The 17,724-nt window shown below is 64.9% G+C and carries 15 protein-coding genes; 6 read left to right on the forward strand and 9 right to left on the reverse strand.

What is annotated here, in order from left to right; translation table 11 throughout:
- The first annotated feature begins 238 nt into the window (after positions 1 to 238).
- The 3 genes from JWQ90_RS21140 (at position 239) to JWQ90_RS21150 (ending at position 3,494) form a co-directional block, all read left to right on the forward strand.
- Positions 239 to 1,231 carry an integron integrase gene (locus tag JWQ90_RS21140; RefSeq protein WP_299696976.1) on the forward strand — a complete coding sequence of 331 codons (993 nt, stop codon included), beginning with the start codon at positions 239 to 241 and terminating at the stop codon, positions 1,229 to 1,231.
- 102 nt (positions 1,232 to 1,333) lie between these two features.
- On the forward strand, positions 1,334 to 2,488 hold the full coding sequence (tgt, locus tag JWQ90_RS21145) for a tRNA guanosine(34) transglycosylase Tgt (protein ID WP_299696977.1): 1,155 nt from the start codon (positions 1,334 to 1,336) through the stop codon (positions 2,486 to 2,488).
- A gap of 151 nt (positions 2,489 to 2,639) precedes the next feature.
- Positions 2,640 to 3,494 (forward strand): neutral zinc metallopeptidase, encoded by an 855-nt coding sequence (locus JWQ90_RS21150; RefSeq protein ID WP_299696978.1) that lies wholly within the window; start codon positions 2,640 to 2,642, stop codon positions 3,492 to 3,494.
- Between the two features lie 104 nt (positions 3,495 to 3,598).
- Here JWQ90_RS21150 and JWQ90_RS21155 read toward each other — a convergent pair whose 3' ends face one another.
- From JWQ90_RS21155 to JWQ90_RS21180, 6 genes are all read right to left on the reverse strand, one after another.
- A complete protein-coding gene (locus JWQ90_RS21155) occupies positions 3,599 to 4,087 on the reverse strand; it encodes a glutathione peroxidase (RefSeq protein ID WP_299696979.1) in 489 nt (162 codons plus the stop codon).
- A 44-nt stretch (positions 4,088 to 4,131) separates the two neighbouring features.
- Positions 4,132 to 4,929 (reverse strand): hypothetical protein, encoded by a 798-nt coding sequence (locus JWQ90_RS21160; protein WP_299696980.1) that lies wholly within the window; start codon positions 4,927 to 4,929, stop codon positions 4,132 to 4,134.
- A gap of 260 nt (positions 4,930 to 5,189) precedes the next feature.
- Positions 5,190 to 6,938 (reverse strand): acyl-CoA dehydrogenase family protein, encoded by a 1,749-nt coding sequence (locus tag JWQ90_RS21165; protein WP_299696981.1) that lies wholly within the window; start codon positions 6,936 to 6,938, stop codon positions 5,190 to 5,192.
- A gap of 85 nt (positions 6,939 to 7,023) precedes the next feature.
- The gene (locus tag JWQ90_RS21170) at positions 7,024 to 7,899 is read right to left on the reverse strand and encodes a universal stress protein (protein ID WP_299696982.1); all 876 of its coding nucleotides are present in this window, start codon (positions 7,897 to 7,899) and stop codon (positions 7,024 to 7,026) included.
- A 220-nt stretch (positions 7,900 to 8,119) separates the two neighbouring features.
- Complete coding sequence (locus JWQ90_RS21175; RefSeq protein WP_299696983.1) at positions 8,120 to 10,096, reverse strand: response regulator; 1,977 nt, start codon at positions 10,094 to 10,096, stop codon at positions 8,120 to 8,122.
- Between the two features lie 422 nt (positions 10,097 to 10,518).
- A complete protein-coding gene (locus JWQ90_RS21180; RefSeq protein ID WP_299696984.1) occupies positions 10,519 to 10,974 on the reverse strand; it encodes a Spy/CpxP family protein refolding chaperone in 456 nt (151 codons plus the stop codon).
- 172 nt (positions 10,975 to 11,146) lie between these two features.
- Between JWQ90_RS21180 and JWQ90_RS21185 the strand changes: the two genes are divergently transcribed.
- Both JWQ90_RS21185 and JWQ90_RS21190 read left to right on the forward strand, forming a co-directional pair.
- Complete coding sequence (locus JWQ90_RS21185) at positions 11,147 to 11,854, forward strand: response regulator transcription factor (protein ID WP_299696985.1); 708 nt, start codon at positions 11,147 to 11,149, stop codon at positions 11,852 to 11,854.
- Complete coding sequence (locus JWQ90_RS21190; protein WP_299696986.1) at positions 11,851 to 13,218, forward strand: HAMP domain-containing sensor histidine kinase; 1,368 nt, start codon at positions 11,851 to 11,853, stop codon at positions 13,216 to 13,218. The genes JWQ90_RS21185 and JWQ90_RS21190 overlap by 4 nt, the downstream gene beginning before the upstream one ends.
- Positions 13,219 to 13,290: 72 nt before the next feature.
- Here the strand turns inward: JWQ90_RS21190 and JWQ90_RS21195 are convergent, their stop codons facing one another.
- From JWQ90_RS21195 to JWQ90_RS21205, 3 genes are all read right to left on the reverse strand, one after another.
- A complete protein-coding gene (locus JWQ90_RS21195; RefSeq protein WP_299696987.1) occupies positions 13,291 to 14,379 on the reverse strand; it encodes an ATP-binding protein in 1,089 nt (362 codons plus the stop codon).
- Positions 14,366 to 14,965, reverse strand: a complete 600-nt coding sequence (locus JWQ90_RS21200; protein ID WP_299696988.1) for a chemotaxis protein CheB — start codon at positions 14,963 to 14,965, stop codon at positions 14,366 to 14,368. The genes JWQ90_RS21195 and JWQ90_RS21200 overlap by 14 nt, the downstream gene beginning before the upstream one ends.
- A 328-nt stretch (positions 14,966 to 15,293) precedes the next feature.
- Positions 15,294 to 15,854, reverse strand: coding sequence for a glycine zipper 2TM domain-containing protein (locus JWQ90_RS21205; protein ID WP_299696989.1), 561 nt, complete (start codon positions 15,852 to 15,854; stop codon positions 15,294 to 15,296).
- Positions 15,855 to 16,090: 236 nt separating this feature from the next.
- Here JWQ90_RS21205 and JWQ90_RS21210 point away from each other — a divergent pair, with 236 nt between their 5' ends.
- Positions 16,091 to 17,722, forward strand: coding sequence for a TldD/PmbA family protein (locus JWQ90_RS21210; RefSeq protein ID WP_299696990.1), 1,632 nt, complete (start codon positions 16,091 to 16,093; stop codon positions 17,720 to 17,722).
- Positions 17,723 to 17,724: the final 2 nt, after the last annotated feature.

Here is a 17,724-nt window from a genome sequence, read left to right on the forward strand (position 1 = left end):
GCGGACCGGATTTTGAAGCTTTGTAGTAGCACGATTGCGTCTGTTTATACAGCCCGCTTTTCGCTTTACAGTTTCCGATTTCATTTTAAAAGTTTCTAACTGCCCTTTTTTACGGGGTCCTAACGCCAATTTCTCGGACACCGGAATCCGCCTAACTCGTGACGCAGTCCGCATAACTTATTTGCACTATGCATAACACTTTGATTCCCGATCTTTTGTACTTTTAAAGGCGGAATCCATGGTGGACACCGAGTCATCGACGCCTCGACCGTTCCGGCTGGTTGACCAGTTCCGTAGCCGGATGCGTGCCAAGCACTACAGCCTGCGCACGGAAGACACCTACTGGGCTTGGATTAAACGCTTCATTCTGTTCAACGACAAGCGCCACCCGGTGGAGATGGGGGCGCCGGAGGTGGAGGCGTTTTTGTCGAGCCTGGCGGTGGACCGGAATGTGTCCGCGGCCACGCAGAATCTGGCGCTGGCGGCGATCCTGTTCTTGTACCGGGAGGTGCTCAATGTGGATTTGCCCTGGCTGGAGGGCGTCACGCGGGCCAAGAAGCCCTCGCGGCTGCCCACGGTGCTGACGCGGGCCGAGACGGACGCCTTGATGAAGGCGGTGGGCTCCGCTACGCCGGCCGCTTTGCTGGTACGGCTGCTGTACGGTACCGGGATGCGCCTGACCGAAGGCCTGCGGCTGCGTGTCAAGGACGTGGACTTCGAGCGCCGCCAGATCATCGTGCGGCAGGGCAAGGGCGGCAAGGACCGCTCGACGATGTTGCCGGATTCGCTTACCGGGCCGTTGCGCGCGCAGATCGAGCAGCGCCGGGCGATATTCGATCAGGACCAGATCGGCGGCCGTGTCTCGGTGTGGCTGCCGGACGCGCTGGCGGTGAAGTATCCGAATGCGCCGGTGGAGTGGGGATGGCAGTACGTGTTCGTTGCCTCGGTGCTGTCGGTCGATCCGCGGTCCGGCCAGATCCGGCGGCACCATCTGGATGAATCCGGCATCCAGAAGCTGGTGCGGCGCGCAGCCCAGCAGGCCGGCCTTGTCAAGCCGGTTTCGCCGCATACCTTGCGGCATTCGTTTGCGACCCACCTGCTGGAATCCGGTTCCGATATCCGCACCGTGCAGGAGTTGCTCGGGCACAGCGATGTGGCGACGACGATGATCTATACGCACGTCGTCAATCGGGGCGGGCGGGGCGCCCGGAGCCCGCTGGATAGCCTGTAGCTGTGGCTTCCGCGGGCCGGGGTCGGCTTGCATCCCCGGCCGCTTCGCTATAAAACGCGCAGCCTTATTGCCGTGGCGGCCCGCCCGCAGGACCTTCGCATCGTGGATTTCCAGTTACTGGCCAGCTCCGGTGCCGCCCGCCGCGGCCGCATGACGTTCGGCCGCGGCGTGGTCGAGACGCCGGCGTTCATGCCGGTGGGCACCTACGGCTCGGTCAAAGCGATCTCGCCGGAAGAGGTGCGCGACAGCGGGGCGCAGATTCTGCTGGGCAATACCTTTCACCTGATGCTGCGTCCGGGTGACCGGGTGATGAAGGCGCTCGGCGGCCTGCACCGTTTCATGAACTGGAGCGGGCCGATCCTGACCGACTCCGGCGGCTTTCAGGTCTGGAGCCTGGCGGGCCTGCGCAAGATCACCGAGGAGGGCGTCAAGTTCGCGTCGCCGGTGAATGGCGACAAGCTGTTCCTGTCGCCGGAGCGCTCGATCGAGGTGCAGCATGCGCTGGGCTCGGACATCGTCATGCAGTTCGACGAATGCACACCGCACCCGGCCACCGAGCGCCAGGTGCGCAGTTCCATGGAGATGTCGGCGCGCTGGGCGCAGCGCTGCAAGGACGCGCACGCGGACCACCACGGCGCTCTATTCGGCATCGTGCAGGGTGGCATGCTGCCGGAGCTGCGCCGCGAGTCGTTGCAACGGCTGACCGCGATCGGCTTTCCGGGTTATGCGATCGGCGGCCTGTCGGTCGGCGAATCCGAGGACGAGCGTCTGCAGGTGCTGGACGTGCTCGGCCCGCAGCTTCCGGCGGATCGGCCGCACTATCTGATGGGGGTGGGCACGCCGCGCGACATCGTGCAGGCGGTGGGGCGCGGCATCGACATGTTCGATTGCGTGATGCCCACGCGCAACGCACGCAACGGCCATCTGTTCACCAGCCAGGGCGTGGTCAAGATCCGCAATGCGAAGTATCGCGAAGACGCCTCCGCGCTGGACCCGGACTGCGACTGCTATACCTGCCGCAATTTCTCGCGCGCCTACCTGTATCACCTGGACCGCTGCAACGAGATGCTGGGCCCGCGGCTCAATACGATTCACAATCTGCGCTACTACCAGGGCGTGATGAGCCGGCTGCGCACAGCGATCGAGCAGGATCGCTATGCGGCGTTCGCGGCGGATTTCATTGCCTCGCCGGAGGGCGCGCCGTCGAAGGTGGCGCGGGTGGTGGAGGCGGAAGTAGCGGCGGAGCCTGAGGCCTAGCTCGTCATTCCCGCGAAGGCGGGAATCCAGTGCGGCGAGCGCGGCTGTTACATCTCTGGATTCCCGCCTTCGCGGGAATGACGATGTTGGTCGGCAGTGGCTGTTCTGCGGTTCCGCTTACGCTGGCTTTGTTTCCCGGGAGACTGATGACATGAAATGGGGTGATGCGCGGCGCAGCAACAACGTCGGCTCGGCCGGCGGCGGCGGTGGCGGGGGTTTCAAGCTTGGTATCGGCGGCGTTGCCGTCGTGATCGTGCTGAGCCTGCTTACCGGGCGCAATCCGCTGGAGATGCTGGGTCTGCTGTCGCAGATGGACCCGGGCACTCAGACCACTGAGGAGACCCAGGCGCCGCCGGCCGACGACCCCACCGTGGATTTCGTCCGTGCGATTGTCGGCGAGACCGAGGACGTCTGGGGCGGGCTGTTCCAGGCGCAGGGGCAGGCATATCAGCCGCCGCGGCTGATCCTGTTCTCGGGCCGCGTGCAGACGGCCTGCGGAGGCGCCAGCTCGGCGACCGGCCCGTTTTACTGCCCCGGCGATCGGCAGGTTTATCTGGACACGAGCTTCTTCGACGAGATGCGGCAGCGGCTCGGCGGCGGCGGTGACTTTGCCAATGCGTACGTGATCGCCCACGAAGTCGGCCACCATGTGCAGACGCTGACCGGCGCCGCGCAGGCCGTGGATGCGGCGCGCGAGCGCGGCCAGGAGGTCTCCGGCGACAACGGGCTATTGGTGCGCCAGGAGCTGCAGGCCGACTGCTACGCCGGCGTCTGGGCGCACGTGGCCGAGCAGCGGCATCACTGGCTGGAGGCGGGGGATATCGAGTCGGCCCTGAATACCGCGACGGCGATTGGCGACGACCGCCTGCAGCAGCAATCGCGCGGTACCGTGGTACCCGACACGTTCACCCACGGTACCTCGAAGCAGCGCGTGAGCTGGTTCCGCAAGGGTTTCGATTCGGGCCAGCCGGGGGACTGCGATACGTTCAAAGCGGCGCGGCTTTAGCCGAGTAGGTTGGGGGTAGGTTGGGGTGAGCGCAGCGAACCCCAACATTGGTTCCGCGCCGATGTTGGGGTTCGCAAGCTCACCCCAACCTACCCCCAACACACTCAGCCGACCAGCTTCGCCAGGTCTTTTTCGATCGACGCGGGCGTATCGGTCGGCGCGTAGCGGCTCACCACGTGCCCGCTGGTGTCGACCAGGAACTTGGTGAAGTTCCACTTGATGCCTTCCGAGCCGAGCAGGCCGGGCTTGGCATGTCTCAGGTAGCGGTACAGCGGGTGCGCGTCGTCGCCGTTGACCTTGATCTTCGCGAACATCGGAAAGTCGACTTCGTAGGTCAGCGAGCAGAAGTCTTTGATCTCGTTCTCGTCGCCCGGCTCCTGGTGGCCGAACTGGTCGCAGGGGAAGCCGAGCACCACCACGCCCTTGTCCTTGAACTTGCGATACAGGGCTTCCAGGCCCTTGTACTGCGGGGTGAAGCCGCACTTGCTGGCGACGTTGACGATCAGCAGCGTCTTGCCCTTGTAGTCGGCCAGTGACTGGCTGCTGCCATCGATGGTCTTGGCTTCGAAATCGTAGACGCTGTTAGGGCTCATGGTCGCGGCTCCAGGGTTGACAGGACACTAGCCTAGCGCAGGATTCACTTCATCAACGAAATGAACGCGCCGACCTTCTGGTCGATCATGTTCTTGACCGCCGTATTCACCGAGTTCTGCATCGGCGCCGGCAGCGGCGCGGGCGCCGGGTTGGGGAAGTTCGGCAGATCCGCATACAGGCGCTCCTGCGGCGAGCTCACCGGCTGCAGCAGTTTGCCGGGCTGGCCGGCGATGCGGTAGAAGTGGATCGTCGAGAACACTGCGGTCTGCTTCTTGCCGAAGAACGAGCGCGAGTAGTAGCCCGAGCCGACGATGTCCTGCGCGGTGCCGACGATGCCGTCGTCCTCAGCTGGCGAGCTGATCACGATCAGCAGTTTCAACTGGTTCTGCTTCAGGATCGCGTCGAACTCTTTCTGCCAGTCGTCGCTAAAGCGCTGGTTGCTCTCGCTCCAGCTCTTCTGCCAGACCAGCTTGTCGCGCACCAGGCGCGCGCTGGGGCGCACCAGCACCGGCTGGTACGGCGTATTGCCGAGGATACCCTTGCGCAGCGACTGGGTGACGTAGCCTGGCAGGTCGAAGCCGGCCTTGCTGGCGACGGTCGAGTTGCCGATGCCGGCGGTGCCGGATGTCACGTGCGTAATCTCGCTGTCGAGCACGGTCATGATGCCGATGCGGCTGCTGTAGGCCATGCTGGTCAGCGGCGGCGGCATCCAGGCCGGGCGTTCCGGCTGGGTGGTCGCGCCTTGTTGTTGCTCTTCAACCTGTTTGTGCGCACAGGCGAGCAAGGCCAGCGGCAGGCACAGTGCGATCACGCAATGCAGCGAACGACGCAGATTCAGCATCACAGTCCAACTCCTTACGGGCCCGGCAGGCAAGGCCCTGGCAACGGCGATCGGGCGCCGTCATCGGTCCCCGCGTCTTGCAGGCGCGGGCTTTATTGCACAGCAACGGTGAGTCGAACGGGGCCGCCGCCGCCCGGGGGTCATCGATGACCTGCCCAGCGGTTGCGTACCGAGATCGGCTTGCCGCCTCTCTCCTCTCTTTAGGAACTACTGCCAGAAATACTGCAGCTCTGCTTCTGCTTATCTGCTTTTGTTTATGCTTAGAAGTTCGCAGCGTCCAGCTTCATCAGACTCTCGACCGGAGTCTTGACGTTGTCGCACAGCGTGAGCACCTGCGGCAGCATGCGTGACGCGAAGAATTCGGCGGTCACCAGCTTGCTCTGCCGGTACCCTTCGTCGCTGTGATGGTTGACGGCCTTGGCCATGCGCAGCCAGTTGTAGCCGAGATAACACAGCGCGAACGCGCGCAGATAATCCACGGCGCCGAAGCCGGCCGCGTCGGGATGGGTCTTGTAGCTCTCACGCAACCAGGCGGTGGTGTTCTCCAGCGCTTCGATCGCCTTCATCAGCGGCCGCACCAGGAAGCCCACCGGTGCATCCGACTGGTTCTCGGAGCGCACCTTGGCGAAGAAGCGCTGCGCCAGGCGGCCGTCGTGCAGCATCAGCTTGCGCCGCACCAGGTCCATCGCCTGGATGCCGTTGGTACCTTCGTACAGGCACAAAATCTTGGAGTCGCGCGCGATTTGCTCGATGCCGTGGTCGCGCACGAAGCCGTGGCCGCCGTAGACCTGGATCGCGGTGCTGCCGAGATCAACGGCGGAATCGGTGCAGAACGACTTCACCAGCGGTGTATTCAGATCGACCCAGTCCTGGGCCTCTTCGCGCACCGCGGCGTCCGGGTGGTGATGCGCAATGTCCACGTACATCGCGGTCTCGTAGGCCATCACGCGGGCGCCTTCGGTGGTCGCCTTCATCGTCAGCAGCATGCGGCGCACGTCGGGGAATTCGATGATCTCGGCCTTGCCGTTGCTGGCGCGGCCTTGGCGGCGGTCCCTGGCATAGGCGATCGCGTTCTGCGTCGCCAGTTCGCACTGGCCCAGGCCCTGGAAGCCGACCATGATGCGCGCCAGGTTCATCATCACGAACATGTTCTGGATGCCCTCGTTGGGCTTGCCGACGATCCAGCCCTGCGCGCCGTTGAACTGCATCTGGCAGGTGCACGAGGCGTGGATGCCCATCTTGTGCTCGATGCCCACGCATTCGAGCCGGTTGCGCTCGCCGACGCTGCCGTCGGCATTGACCAGGAACTTCGGCACCACGAACGTCGACAGGCCTTTGACGCCCGGCGGCGAGTCGGGCAGGCGTGCGAGCACGAAATGGATGATGTTCGGCACCATCGTGTGCTCGCCGCTGGTGATGAAGATCTTGCCGCCTTCGATCGAGTAACTACCATCACCGTTGGGGCTCGCCTTGGTTTTGGCCGCGCCGACGTCGGAGCCGGCGCCTGGCTCGGTGATGCACATCGTGCCGGTCCATTCGCCGGTCGACAGCTTGGGCAGGTAGGTCTGCTTGGTGGCTTCGTCGCCCGAGGCCAGGATCGCCTCGAAGCAGCCGGTGGTCAGGCCCGGGTAAAGCGCGAACGCCACGTTCGCCGAGCACAGCATTTCTTCGACGACCTTGGCCAGCGTATAGGGCAGGCCCTGGCCGTCGTATTCGGTGGGGTTGCACAGGCTGACCCAGCCCGCCTCGGCGTACTGGCGATAGGCTTCGCCCAGGCCTTTCGGCACGGTGACTTCACCGGCCTTCCAGGTCGCGCCGTTGATGTCGCCGGGCTGGTTCAGCGGGGCGATGATGTTTTCGATCAGCTTGGCGGCCTCTTCGGCCAGGCCCATCAGGGTATCGGGCGTGGCTTCGGCGAACAGCGGCAACTGTTTCGACAGTTGCTCCACGTTGAGGACGTCGTTCAGAACGAAGCCGATTTCGCGAAGCGGAGCCTTGTAAGTTGCCATGTGCGCAGAGGAGACCGGCAGGTTTTGGAAAGTCGAAGGCTAGCATACGATGGGCCGCCCGGAAGCGATCGCGCGGGTTGCCGGTTCAATCGAACGGCGCCCGCTTGACCACCAGTACGTTCTGCCGCGCATGCGACAGCAGCACCTCGCTGGTATGGCCCATCAGGAAGCGTTCGAGCCCGCTGCGGTCGTGGCTGCCGGTGACCAGGGTCTGGGCGCCGATCTGCTGGCACAGGTCCTCCAGCGCCAGGTCGGTGCGGCCGATCGCCAGGTGGCGCTGCGGCTCGGCGATGCCGAAGTGATCCGCGATCGCGGCGAAGCGTTCGCGATGCAGCTTCGACAGCTCCTCGATCATCGCCGGCGACGTGCCCATCACCTGCATCGTCGCGTCTTCCGGGACGTCGATGACGGGCTCGTACACGTGGGCCAGGTGCAACTCGGCGCCGGTCTGCTCGGCCAGGCTGCGCGCCTCGTCGACGATGCGCTGGTTGAGCAGGTCCTCTCCGTCCATCGTGGCGATGTCGACGGCGGCGACGATCCGGGTCGGCAGCGCCGCCGAGCCTTCGCCGACCACCAGCAGCGGCCGCGGCGAGCGCCGCGCCAGGAACCAGTCCTCGGGCGTGAAGAACAGGCGGCGTAGTACCGATTCGCGGCGCAGCTCCTTGATCACCAGGTCCGGCTGCAGCGCCTCGATGTCGGCGAGCATCGCCTCCTGCGCCGGCTGGCGGGCGATCCGCTCGCCGCTGGCCTTGACGCCCATACTGATCAGACGCGCCAGCGTGGTGTCGAGCCAGGCGTTCGCGGTGTCGGCCGGCAACGGGGCGGCGGTGTCGTCGAAGGCGCGCAGCAGCAGCTGGGCACCGGTCTTTTCGGCCAGCGCCGTACCCTGGGCCAAGGCCGCGCAATCACTGTGGCCGGTGCGCACGATGACCAGCAGCTTGGAGTAGGGGGGCATTTTCATCGGGCTTCTCCTGTATGGACGCCGGGGCCGGGGCCATGCCGCAACATACTCCGTCCAACTGAGCGTGACCCGTCCGAACGGATGCGCAATCGTGACATGTAGGTCGGCAATCCCTTGCCGACGTGTACCTTGGATGCGCAATCGCCGCCTCACGTCGGCAAAGGATTGCCGACCTACGACTGCTCACTCGTCAAACGGCGCGGTATTTACGAAACCGTGGTCAGCGCTTGCCCGCCGTCAGCGACAGGATCAGCTCGTTCAGGCGATCGAAGCCCACCGGCTTGGTCACGTGTGCGGTAAACCCGGCGTCGCGACAGCGGCGGATATCGTCGTCCATGCCGTAGCCGGTCATTGCGATCGACGGCGCGGTCTGGTGCTGGATGAAGCAGCGCACCACGTCCATGCCGTCGCCATCCGGCAGGCCCAGATCGCTGATCAGCAGATCGAAGCTCCCTTGGCCGGCCTTGTGCCGCGCCTGCTCCACATTCGCCGCCGCCTCGACCGTATGGCCGCTCATGCTCAGTAGGGTCACCATCGCCAGGCTCGTGTCCTGATTGTCTTCGACCAGCAGGATACGCAGCGGCCTGGTACTGGCCGGCATTTTGATCGGGGTCTGCCAGGCTTCGACCGCGGCCGTGGTCAGCGGCAGCGTCATCGTGAAGCTCGCGCCCCGGCCTTCGCCGGCGCTGAAGGCGACGAGGTCGCCGCCGTGCCGCAAGGTCAGCGCATGCGCGATCGCCAGCCCCAGCCCAAGGCCGCCGAACTGGCGCGTGATCGAGGTATCGGCCTGCTCGAACGCGGAGAAGATTTTCGGCATCGCCACGTCGCCGATACCGATGCCGCTGTCGGTGACGCGGACCGAGATGTGCTGATCGTCGGGATTGCTGGTTTCCACGACGATGGCGCCATCGGTCGGCGTGAACTTGATCGCGTTGCGCAGCAGGTTCCAGACGATCTGCTGCACGCGCGCGGCATCGCCGTTGATGCGGGTACGGGCGGCATGCAGGCGAGCGTCGACGCGCAGATTCTTGTCGTCGGCTTCGACACGCGCGTTCTCGATCAGCTCGGCCAGCGAGGCATGCAAGTCCAGCGGCGCGAGTTCGAGGCTCAGCTTGTCGTGAGAGATGGTGTTCAGATCGAGCAGGTCGTCGATGAGTCGGGCTTCGAGTTCGATATTGCGCCGGATCAGCGGCAAAAGCTCGGACAGACCCTCGGGCAGCTGCGCGTGTCGGTCGATGAAGCGCTGTTCGATGAACGTGGTCGCCGCGAGGATCGGCGTCAGCGGTGTGCGCAGCTCATGCGACAGCATCGCCAGAAAACGATCCTTGGCCGCGTTCGCGGCTTCGGCCTGCTCCTTGGCCAGGCGCAGCGCATCGGCGGCGCGGTGGCTTTCGGTGGTGTCGCGGATGATCTTGGAGAAGCCGATCAGTTCGCCCTCGTCGTTGCGGATCGCGGTAGTCACCATCGATGCGAAGAACACGACGCCGGTACGGCTGGTCAGCCAGCGGTCGCGTACATGGCTGCCCTTGTGCAGCGCACCGTTCAACGACTGCAGCACCTCGTTGTCGCCGTTGCCGGGTTCGCCCGCGGACTCACCCGCATAGAGGCGACTGACCGATTCGCCGGTGATCTCGTCGGCGCGGTAGCCGAGCAGCCGTTCGGCCGCGCTGTTCCAGCTGAGGATGTTGCCGTTGCGGTCGAGGCCGATTACCGCGTAGTCGCGCAGCGCGTCGACCAGCAGGCGAAAGCCGGTTTCGTACTCGCGCAGCGCACTTTCCGCCTTGATCCGGCTGCGCCGCTCCTGTGCTTCGCTGATCGCACGCCGTACCGTCATCGGCAGACGCTGCAGACGTTGCTTGAGTACGTAGTCGGTCGCGCCCTGCTTGAGCATCTCGACGGCGTGCTCTTCGCCGAGCACGCCGGAGACGAAAATGAAAGGCACGTCGGGCACCTCCCGGAGTGCAATCGCCAGCGCCTCCGGCCCGGAGAACATCGGCAGCATGAAGTCGGCGAGAATCACGTCGAACACCTGCGAGCGCAGCTGCGTCCGGAAATCGCGCTCGCTGTCCACCAGCGTGACCTTGCATTCGCAATTCAGTTGAGCCAGCTGCGCCTGGGTCAGCTCGGCATCCCGCGGGCTGTCTTCAACCAGCAGGATGTTGAGCCGGCTTGGCCAGGTGGGCGGCGAATGGGTCATTGGCCCAGGCTCTTGTCGATCTTGACTGCGTTGGCAGCAGCTTGCGCAAGCCAAGCTGAAGGAAAGCTGAGTCGGTGGCCCGGAACTCCGTGCGCAATGCGTAGGTCGGCAATCCTTTGCCGACGTGTACCCTCGAATGCGCAATCACGGCCTGATGTCGGCAAAGGATTGCCGACCTACGCATTGCGCTTGAAACAAAAAAGCCGCCCCGTTGCCGGGGCGGCCTTCGACACTCATGCTTAGTGCCTCGTTTCCCAAGTACGGTCACGAATCCGCGGCGGAGTTTCGCGCCTGGCGGCGTTGCGACTCCTCGCCATAGCGGGGCTATGCCTCGTCGTCGCGCCTTGCCAGTCGCAAAACTCCGGGTGCGCCTTCGTGACCGTACTTGGGAAACGAGGCACTTGGTTGCAGAAGCCTGCGTATCAGCGCGGCTCCGGGCCTTCAGGCCGTTCCGGGCGGTTGGCGAGTTCGGTCGCCAGCTTGCTGCGCTGGTCGGCCGTCAGCACGCCGTAGACCTGGGTGCGGATCTCGGCGAACTTCTGCACGCGTTCGCGAGCTTCCGCGGCTTCGGCGTCGGCGAGTTTGGCGGTCAGCGAGCGGAACTCGTTGCTGCCGGGCACGGCGAGGTCGTAGCTGCGATGAAGATCGTGCATCGCTTCGCGGCTGGCCTTGCCTTGTTCGCGGCCGGCGTCGAAAAAGCCCTTGATCTGCGCGCGCTGCGCGTCGCTCAGATTCAGATCCTGGAGTTCATGCAGGTAGGGACCGCCCGGGCCGGGTCCGTGGCCATGCCCTTCGGGACCAGGACCCTTGCCGGCGAAGGCGACGCCGGACAAGGCAAGGCTGGCAATCAGGGAAGCAGAGCTAATAAAGCGGCGCATTTGGATCTCCTAAGGCGTGCATCCATGCGTTCAGGACAGTGGGAGGATGCGGTGAAAGTGCAGGAGTATTTAAGCGCAGCCGCCGATCTCAAAACGTTGCGCGGCGGTAAAGAACGGTAAACCGGTGAGCACGGCCTTGCGGTCGCCGCGCTGTCGGGGAACAGTACGCTGCATGAACAAGACTCCGAACCGCATCCTGATCGCGGACGACGATCGCGAGCTTTGCCGGCTGCTGCAGGACTATCTGGGCCGCGAGGGCTTCGAGGTCGACGTGGTGCACGACGGCAACGGCGCGCTCGACCGGCTGGCCGATCCGTCGCGCCGGCCCGATCTGATGATTCTCGACGTGACCATGCCGGGCCGCGACGGCCTGCAGACGCTGTCCGAACTGCGCGCGCGTCACGGCTTGCCGGTGATCATGCTGTCGGCGCGCGGCGAGCCGGTAGACCGCGTGGTCGGGCTCGAACTCGGCGCCGACGATTACCTGTCCAAGCCCTGCCTGCCGCGCGAGTTGCTCGCGCGGATTCGCGCGCGCCTGCGCCAGTCGTCGCCGGCCCTGCCGCCGGCGGTACAGGTGGGGCCGCTGCGCCTGTTCCCCGGCGAGCGGCGGGCACTGCTCAATGCCGCCGAGCTGGAACTGACCGGTGCCGAATTCTCGCTGCTGCTGGCGCTGGCGCAGCGCGCCGGCCAGGTCGTGGACAAGGCCCTGCTGACGCGCGAAGCGCTCGGCCGCGAGATCGAGCGCTTCGATCGTAGCGTCGACGTGCATCTGTCGCGCTTGCGGCGCAAGCTTGCAGACGCTTCCCCGCAGGCGCCGCGCATCGAGGCGATCCGGGGCGCCGGCTATCAATTGATACTGCCGGCCGGCGGCCTGCAGTGAGCCGGCTTTATCTGCGGCTGCTGCTGTGGTTCTGCGTCGCCAACGTGGCGACGATGGTGGTGTCGGTGTTCGTCACCGAGCGCATCGCGCGCTATTCCTACGGCGACGATCCCGACTGGGCCGAGATTGCCGAGCAGGCCAACAGCGCCTACATCGAGCACGGTCAGCCCGGGCTGATCAACTGGATCGAGAGCCAGCGCCGCCGCGGTATCGAAGCCAGGCTCTACGAAAACGAGCAGAGCCTCGGCGGCCCGGCGCTACCGATGCCGCGGCCGCCGCCGGAGCTGTTGTTTTCCGATAGCCCCGAGAGACGTCCGCCGCCGGGTGAACGCGTCGCCGGTCACATCATGTTCGGCCGCGACGGCGTGCCGCGCCGCCTGATCACCGTTGCTCAGGTCGTGGTCGGCCGTGACGGTGTGACGCGCCAGCTCGTCGCGATGCGCCGGCCGCGGCCGCCATTCCCGCGGATGGAGCAAGTGCTGGCGACGCAGATCGGCGTGTCGACCCTGGTGATCGGTATCGTCGGCTGGTGGATCGCCCGCACCATTGCGCGGCCGGTGGCGGCGGTCAGAGCCGCGGCACGGCGGTTCGCGTCCGGCGATCTGGCGGCGCGTGTGCCGCCACGCTTCACCCGGTCCAGTGATGAAGTCGGCGATCTGGCGCGCGACTTCGACCGCATGGCGGGCCGTATCGAGACCCTGGTGACCAGCGAGCGCGGCGTGCTGCAGGACGTGTCGCACGAGCTGCGCTCGCCGCTGGCGCGTTTGCATCTGCTGCTGGACCTGGCGCGGCGCACGCCCACTGAGGAGGCGGCCGCGCATTTTGATCGCGCCGAGCACGAAATCAGCCGCCTGGACTTGCTGATCGGCCAGGCGCTGGCGCTATCGCGGCTGGAAACCGATCTGCCGGGATCGGACCGCCAGCCGTTCGATCTCAGCGAACTGCTGCGCAGCCGCATCAAAGACTGGCAGCTCGAAGCCGGCACACGCGGCATCGGACTGGAACTGGTCGAGCTGCCGGCGATTTCGATCGCCGGCAGCCAGGAGCTGATCGGGCGTGCGATCGACAACCTGCTGGCGAATGCGATCAAGTTCAGCGACGACGGCGGGCGAGTGCAGATCGGCCTGTCGCGACGCGACGGTGGTGCCGAAATCCGCGTTCGCGATCGCGGACCGGGCGTGCCGGCGGAAGATCTGCCGCGCCTGTTCCGGCCTTTTTTTCGCGGCACCAACGCAGCCCGCGCCGAAGGTCACGGACTGGGGCTGGCGATCATCCAGCGCGTCGTGATCGCGCATCGCGGCAGCGTGACCGCAGCGAATGCCGAAGGCGGCGGGCTGGAAGTGGTGCTGCGCCTGCCGGCGTAGGTCGGCGATCCTTTGCCGACGCCTGCCTCCGGATGCGCAATCACCACCTCATGTCGGCAAAGGATTGCCGACCTACGCTTTCGGCAATACAAACCGCAAGGCTGCACCGCCGTCGCCGCGATTCTCGGCCCAGATCCGGCCGCCGTGCGCTTCGACGATGCCGCGTGTGATGTACAGGCCCAGGCCGGTTCCGCCGCGCGCCTCGCGGCCGCCCGACCAGTACGGATCGAACAATTTGTCCAGATCGCCGTCCTTGATGCCGGGACCGGTGTCTACGACCGAGAAGCGCACACTGTCTCGCTCGACCAGCGCGCTGACGACGATGCTCGCGCCGGTGTCGCAAAACTTGATCGCGTTGCCGATCAGGTTGGAGAAAACCTGCAGCATGCGTTGCCGGTCGAACTGCAGATCGCCGTTGTCCTGCGGCATCTCGCAGCGCAGATCGATGCGTTTTTTCTGTGCCGCAGGCTGCCACGCGGCCACAGCCTCGCCGAGCAGGCCGGCGACTTCGCCGCGCCGGGTCTGGATCGACAGCCGGCCGGAGCGCAGTGTCGCCATGTCAAGCAGATCGGCAATCATGCGCTGCATGCGTTCGACCGAGCGTTGCAGCATGCCGGCGATTTCCAGTGTCTGCGGCTCGTTCTTCTCGGTGCCGATCTGCTGCAGCATCGAGCCTGCCATCGCGACCACGTTCAGCGGGTCACGGAGATCGTGAGATACGACCGCCAGCACATCGTCGCGAACCTGCAGCGCCCGGGCCAGCTCCTGCTTGCGCCGATACAGTGCGAAGAACGTGTCGGCCTTGTGGCGCAGGATGTTGGGGTCGATCGGTTTGAACAGGAAATCGACCGCACCGGTCTCGTAGCCGCGGAAAACACGCTGAGGTTCGCGCGAAGCGGCGGTGACGAAGATGATCGGCACATGGCGCGAGCGCTCGGTGCCGCGCATCAGTTCGGCGAGCTCGAAGCCGTCCATGTCGGGCATGTGCACATCGAGCAGTGCCAGCGCGACGTCGTGCTTCAGCAGCAGCTCCAGCGCCTCGAAGCCGGAGCTTGCGCTGAGTACGTCGACGCCGTCGCCGCGCAGCAGCGCCTCGAGTGCCGTCAGGTTCTCGGCGACGTCATCGACGATCAGGCATTTAATCGAGTCAGGCGCTGGCATCGGCATCCGCCTTCAGTCCGGCCAGCAGTTCGCCGAGCGCATCGGGGCTCATCAGGTAGCTCGGCAGCGGCACGCGCTCGAGTGCCGCCGCCGGCATCAAGGGCGAACTGGCGGACTCCGGCGTCTGGATCGCGCACCGGCCGCCGGCTGCTGTGACCTTTGCCATTCCGCGGGCACCGTCTTCGCTGGCGCCGCTGAGCAATACGGCCAGCAGCCGCGAGCCACAGGCATTGGCTGCGCTTTCGAACAGCACATCGATCGACGGCCGGGAGTAGTTCACCGCAGGGTCCACGGACAGCGCGAGCCTCTGGTTTTTCTCAATCAGCAGATGATAGCCGGGCGGCGCGAAATACACGTGGTCTGTCTGCAGCAGTTCCTTGTCGTCGGCCTGCTTCATCGCCAGCGACGAGCGCTCGCCTAGCAATTCGTGCAGTAGCGCCGGGCCTTCTGCCGGCACATGGACAACGATGACGATCGGCGGCAGCGGATGGTCTGAGCGCCGTGGCAGGATGGTCCGCAATACATCCAGCGATCCGGCGGAGCCGCCGATCGCGATCAGTTGCGGGTTCCATGCGGCCTGGGTCAAAGCATCACCTGTGTCCGTCGCTGCCGACGATGGCTCTTCGGTTCGCTGCTTCGATCAAGCTTGGTAGATGTGTTCCAGGGATTGCAAGCGACTTGGCCGGGCACCGGGCATTCCGACATGACCCTTAGGCAATCCCTTGCCGACCTACCGGCATGGGCTTTCATCAATTGCGATCCACTATGTAACGGCTCCCTGGCATGCCCCCGGGGGCCAGTGTCCGCTGGAGTGTCCGCGGACATCCGGCGGACACCGATCGGCCACAAAAAAGGCGGGCCCGGAGGCCCGCCTCGTTGGATCGAACTGAATCTCGACCCAACCCGATCAGCGTTTAGTGATGGTCGCGATGGTCGCCATCCCAGTCGCGATGATCGTTGTGACGGTCGTCACGGCGATTGTCGTGATGGTTGTAATAGCGGTTGTCATAGCGGTTGTCGTAGCGATGGTCATAGCGACCGTCGTTGCGACCGCCGCGCTCGTGGTAAACCACGGTCTGGCGATACACCGGCGCCGGACGGTAGACCTGGCGATACACCGGGGCCGGCTGGTAGTACACCGGCGCCTGGCGATAAACCGGCGCCTGACGATAAGCGTAGCCGCCGTTATCGTAGTAACCGACCTGGCGATAGCCATCGTTGTAGCGGTTGTCGTGGTGGTTGCTGTCGGCAATCGCCACGCCCAGGGCCGCGCCGGCCAGCACACCGATCACGGTGCCCTGGTCGCCACCCACCGCGTTGCCGATCACACCGCCGCTGACGGCGCCGATCACGGCTCCGGTGCCTCGGTCGCTCGCAAAGCTGGGGCTGACGATACCGGCCATCAGCACGCTCGCCAGCGCGGCGCTCTTGGCGGCGGTGCTCTTGTACCAACGATTGGTGGATTGACTGTTCATGGTGCTTCTCCTTCGGATGCCTCTGTTTGAGGACGCAGCCAGAGTAGGAGAGCACTGTGCACAGAGTGTGTAGGGATCGTGGAGATTGAGCCCGATCTGGAATTCCACTCTTGTGATGACGGGCTGTTTGTGCATCCTGAGCGACAGCTGAACCAGGCGCGGTTCATGCCTGTCCATGTCCGGTCGCGGGCCGCAATGGCGGACTCGTACCAAGAAACAACCCCAGGGAGTAGCGAATGCTCAGACGCGATTTTCTAAAGATGAGTGGTGCCGGCGCCGGCGCGCTGATGCTGCCCATCTACGGCCGTGCGGTGGCGGCAGACGTGTTGGCGACGACAATGGACGTCGCGGTGAAGAAAAAAATGGCGAGCGTCGCGCTGAACACGGCGACCAAGAACGGCGCCAGCTACTGCGACGTGCGCATCGGGCGCTACCTGCGTCAATTCGTGATCACGCGTGAAGACAAGGTTCAGAACATCGTCAACACCGAGTCCATGGGCACCGGTGTCCGCGTGATCGTCAATGGCACCTGGGGCTTTGCTGCCACCAGCGATTTCACCGAAGACGGCATCGCCAAGACGGCGCTGCAGGCGACGCTGATCGCCAAGGCCAACTCCAAGTTCCAGAGCGAACCGGTGCAGCTGGCGCCGACCAAGGGTGTCGGCGATGCCAGCTGGAAGACGCCGATCCAGAAGAACTCGATGGAAGTGCCGATCAAGGAGAAAGTCGATCTGCTGATGGCGGTCAACGCCGGTGCGCTGAAAGCGGGCGCCGACTTCGTCAGCTCGATGATTTTCTCGGTCAACGAGCAGAAGTATTTTGCCAGCACCGACGGCTCCTACATCGACCAGGACGTGCACCGCATCTGGCCGCGCATGGAAGTCACCGCCATCGACAAGGCCAGCGGCAAATTTCGCGAACGCGAGGGCCTGTCGTCGCCGCGTGGCATGGGCTACGAATACCTGGACGGCGCCAACAAGGGCCTGACGATGCCGGGCGGCGCCGTGGTCTACGGCAACGGCTACAACATGCTCGACGATGCCGTCGCGGCGGCCAAGCAGGCGCGGGCCAAGATCAAGGCGCGCTCGGTAAAGCCGGGCCGCTACGACCTGGTGCTCGATCCCTCGCACCTGTGGCTGACGATCCACGAATCGGTAGGCCATCCGACCGAACTCGATCGCGTGCTCGGCTACGAGGCCAACTTCGCCGGCACCAGCTTCGCCACGCTGGATAAATGGCAGAGCAAGAATTTCAAGTACGGCAGCGAGCAGGTCACGATCTTCGCCGACAAGATTCAGCCCGGCACGCTGGGCGCGGTCGGTTACGACGACGAAGGCATCAAGACCGGACGCTGGGATCTGATCAAGGACGGCACGCTGGTCAACTATCAGGCGATCCGCGACCAGGCTCATATCATCGGCCTCAAGGAGTCGCAGGGTTGCTGCTACGCGGACTCGTGGTCCAACGTGCAGTTCCAGCGCATGGCCAACGTTTCGCTGCAGCCCGGCAAGGCGCCGTTGGCGGTTGCCGACATGATCAAGGACGTCAAGGACGGCATCTACATCATCGGCGACGGCTCGTTCTCGATCGACCAGCAGCGCTACAACGCGCAGTTCGGTGGCCAGCTGTTCTACGAAATCAAGGACGGCAAGATCACCGATCAGATCGAAGACGTGGCCTACCAGATCCGCACGCCGGAATTCTGGGGCGCCTGTGCTGCGGTCTGCGACGATCGCGACTATCGCTACGGCGGCAGCTTCTTTGACGGCAAGGGGCAACCCATGCAGGTGTCGGCGGTGTCGCATGGCTCGTCCACGGCGCGCTTCAATGGTATCAACGTGATCAACACTGCTCGCAGCCTCGGCTAAGG

The sequence above is a fragment of the Hydrocarboniphaga sp. genome (assembly GCF_028291725.1).
Taxonomy (GTDB): Bacteria; Pseudomonadota; Gammaproteobacteria; order Nevskiales; family Nevskiaceae; genus Hydrocarboniphaga.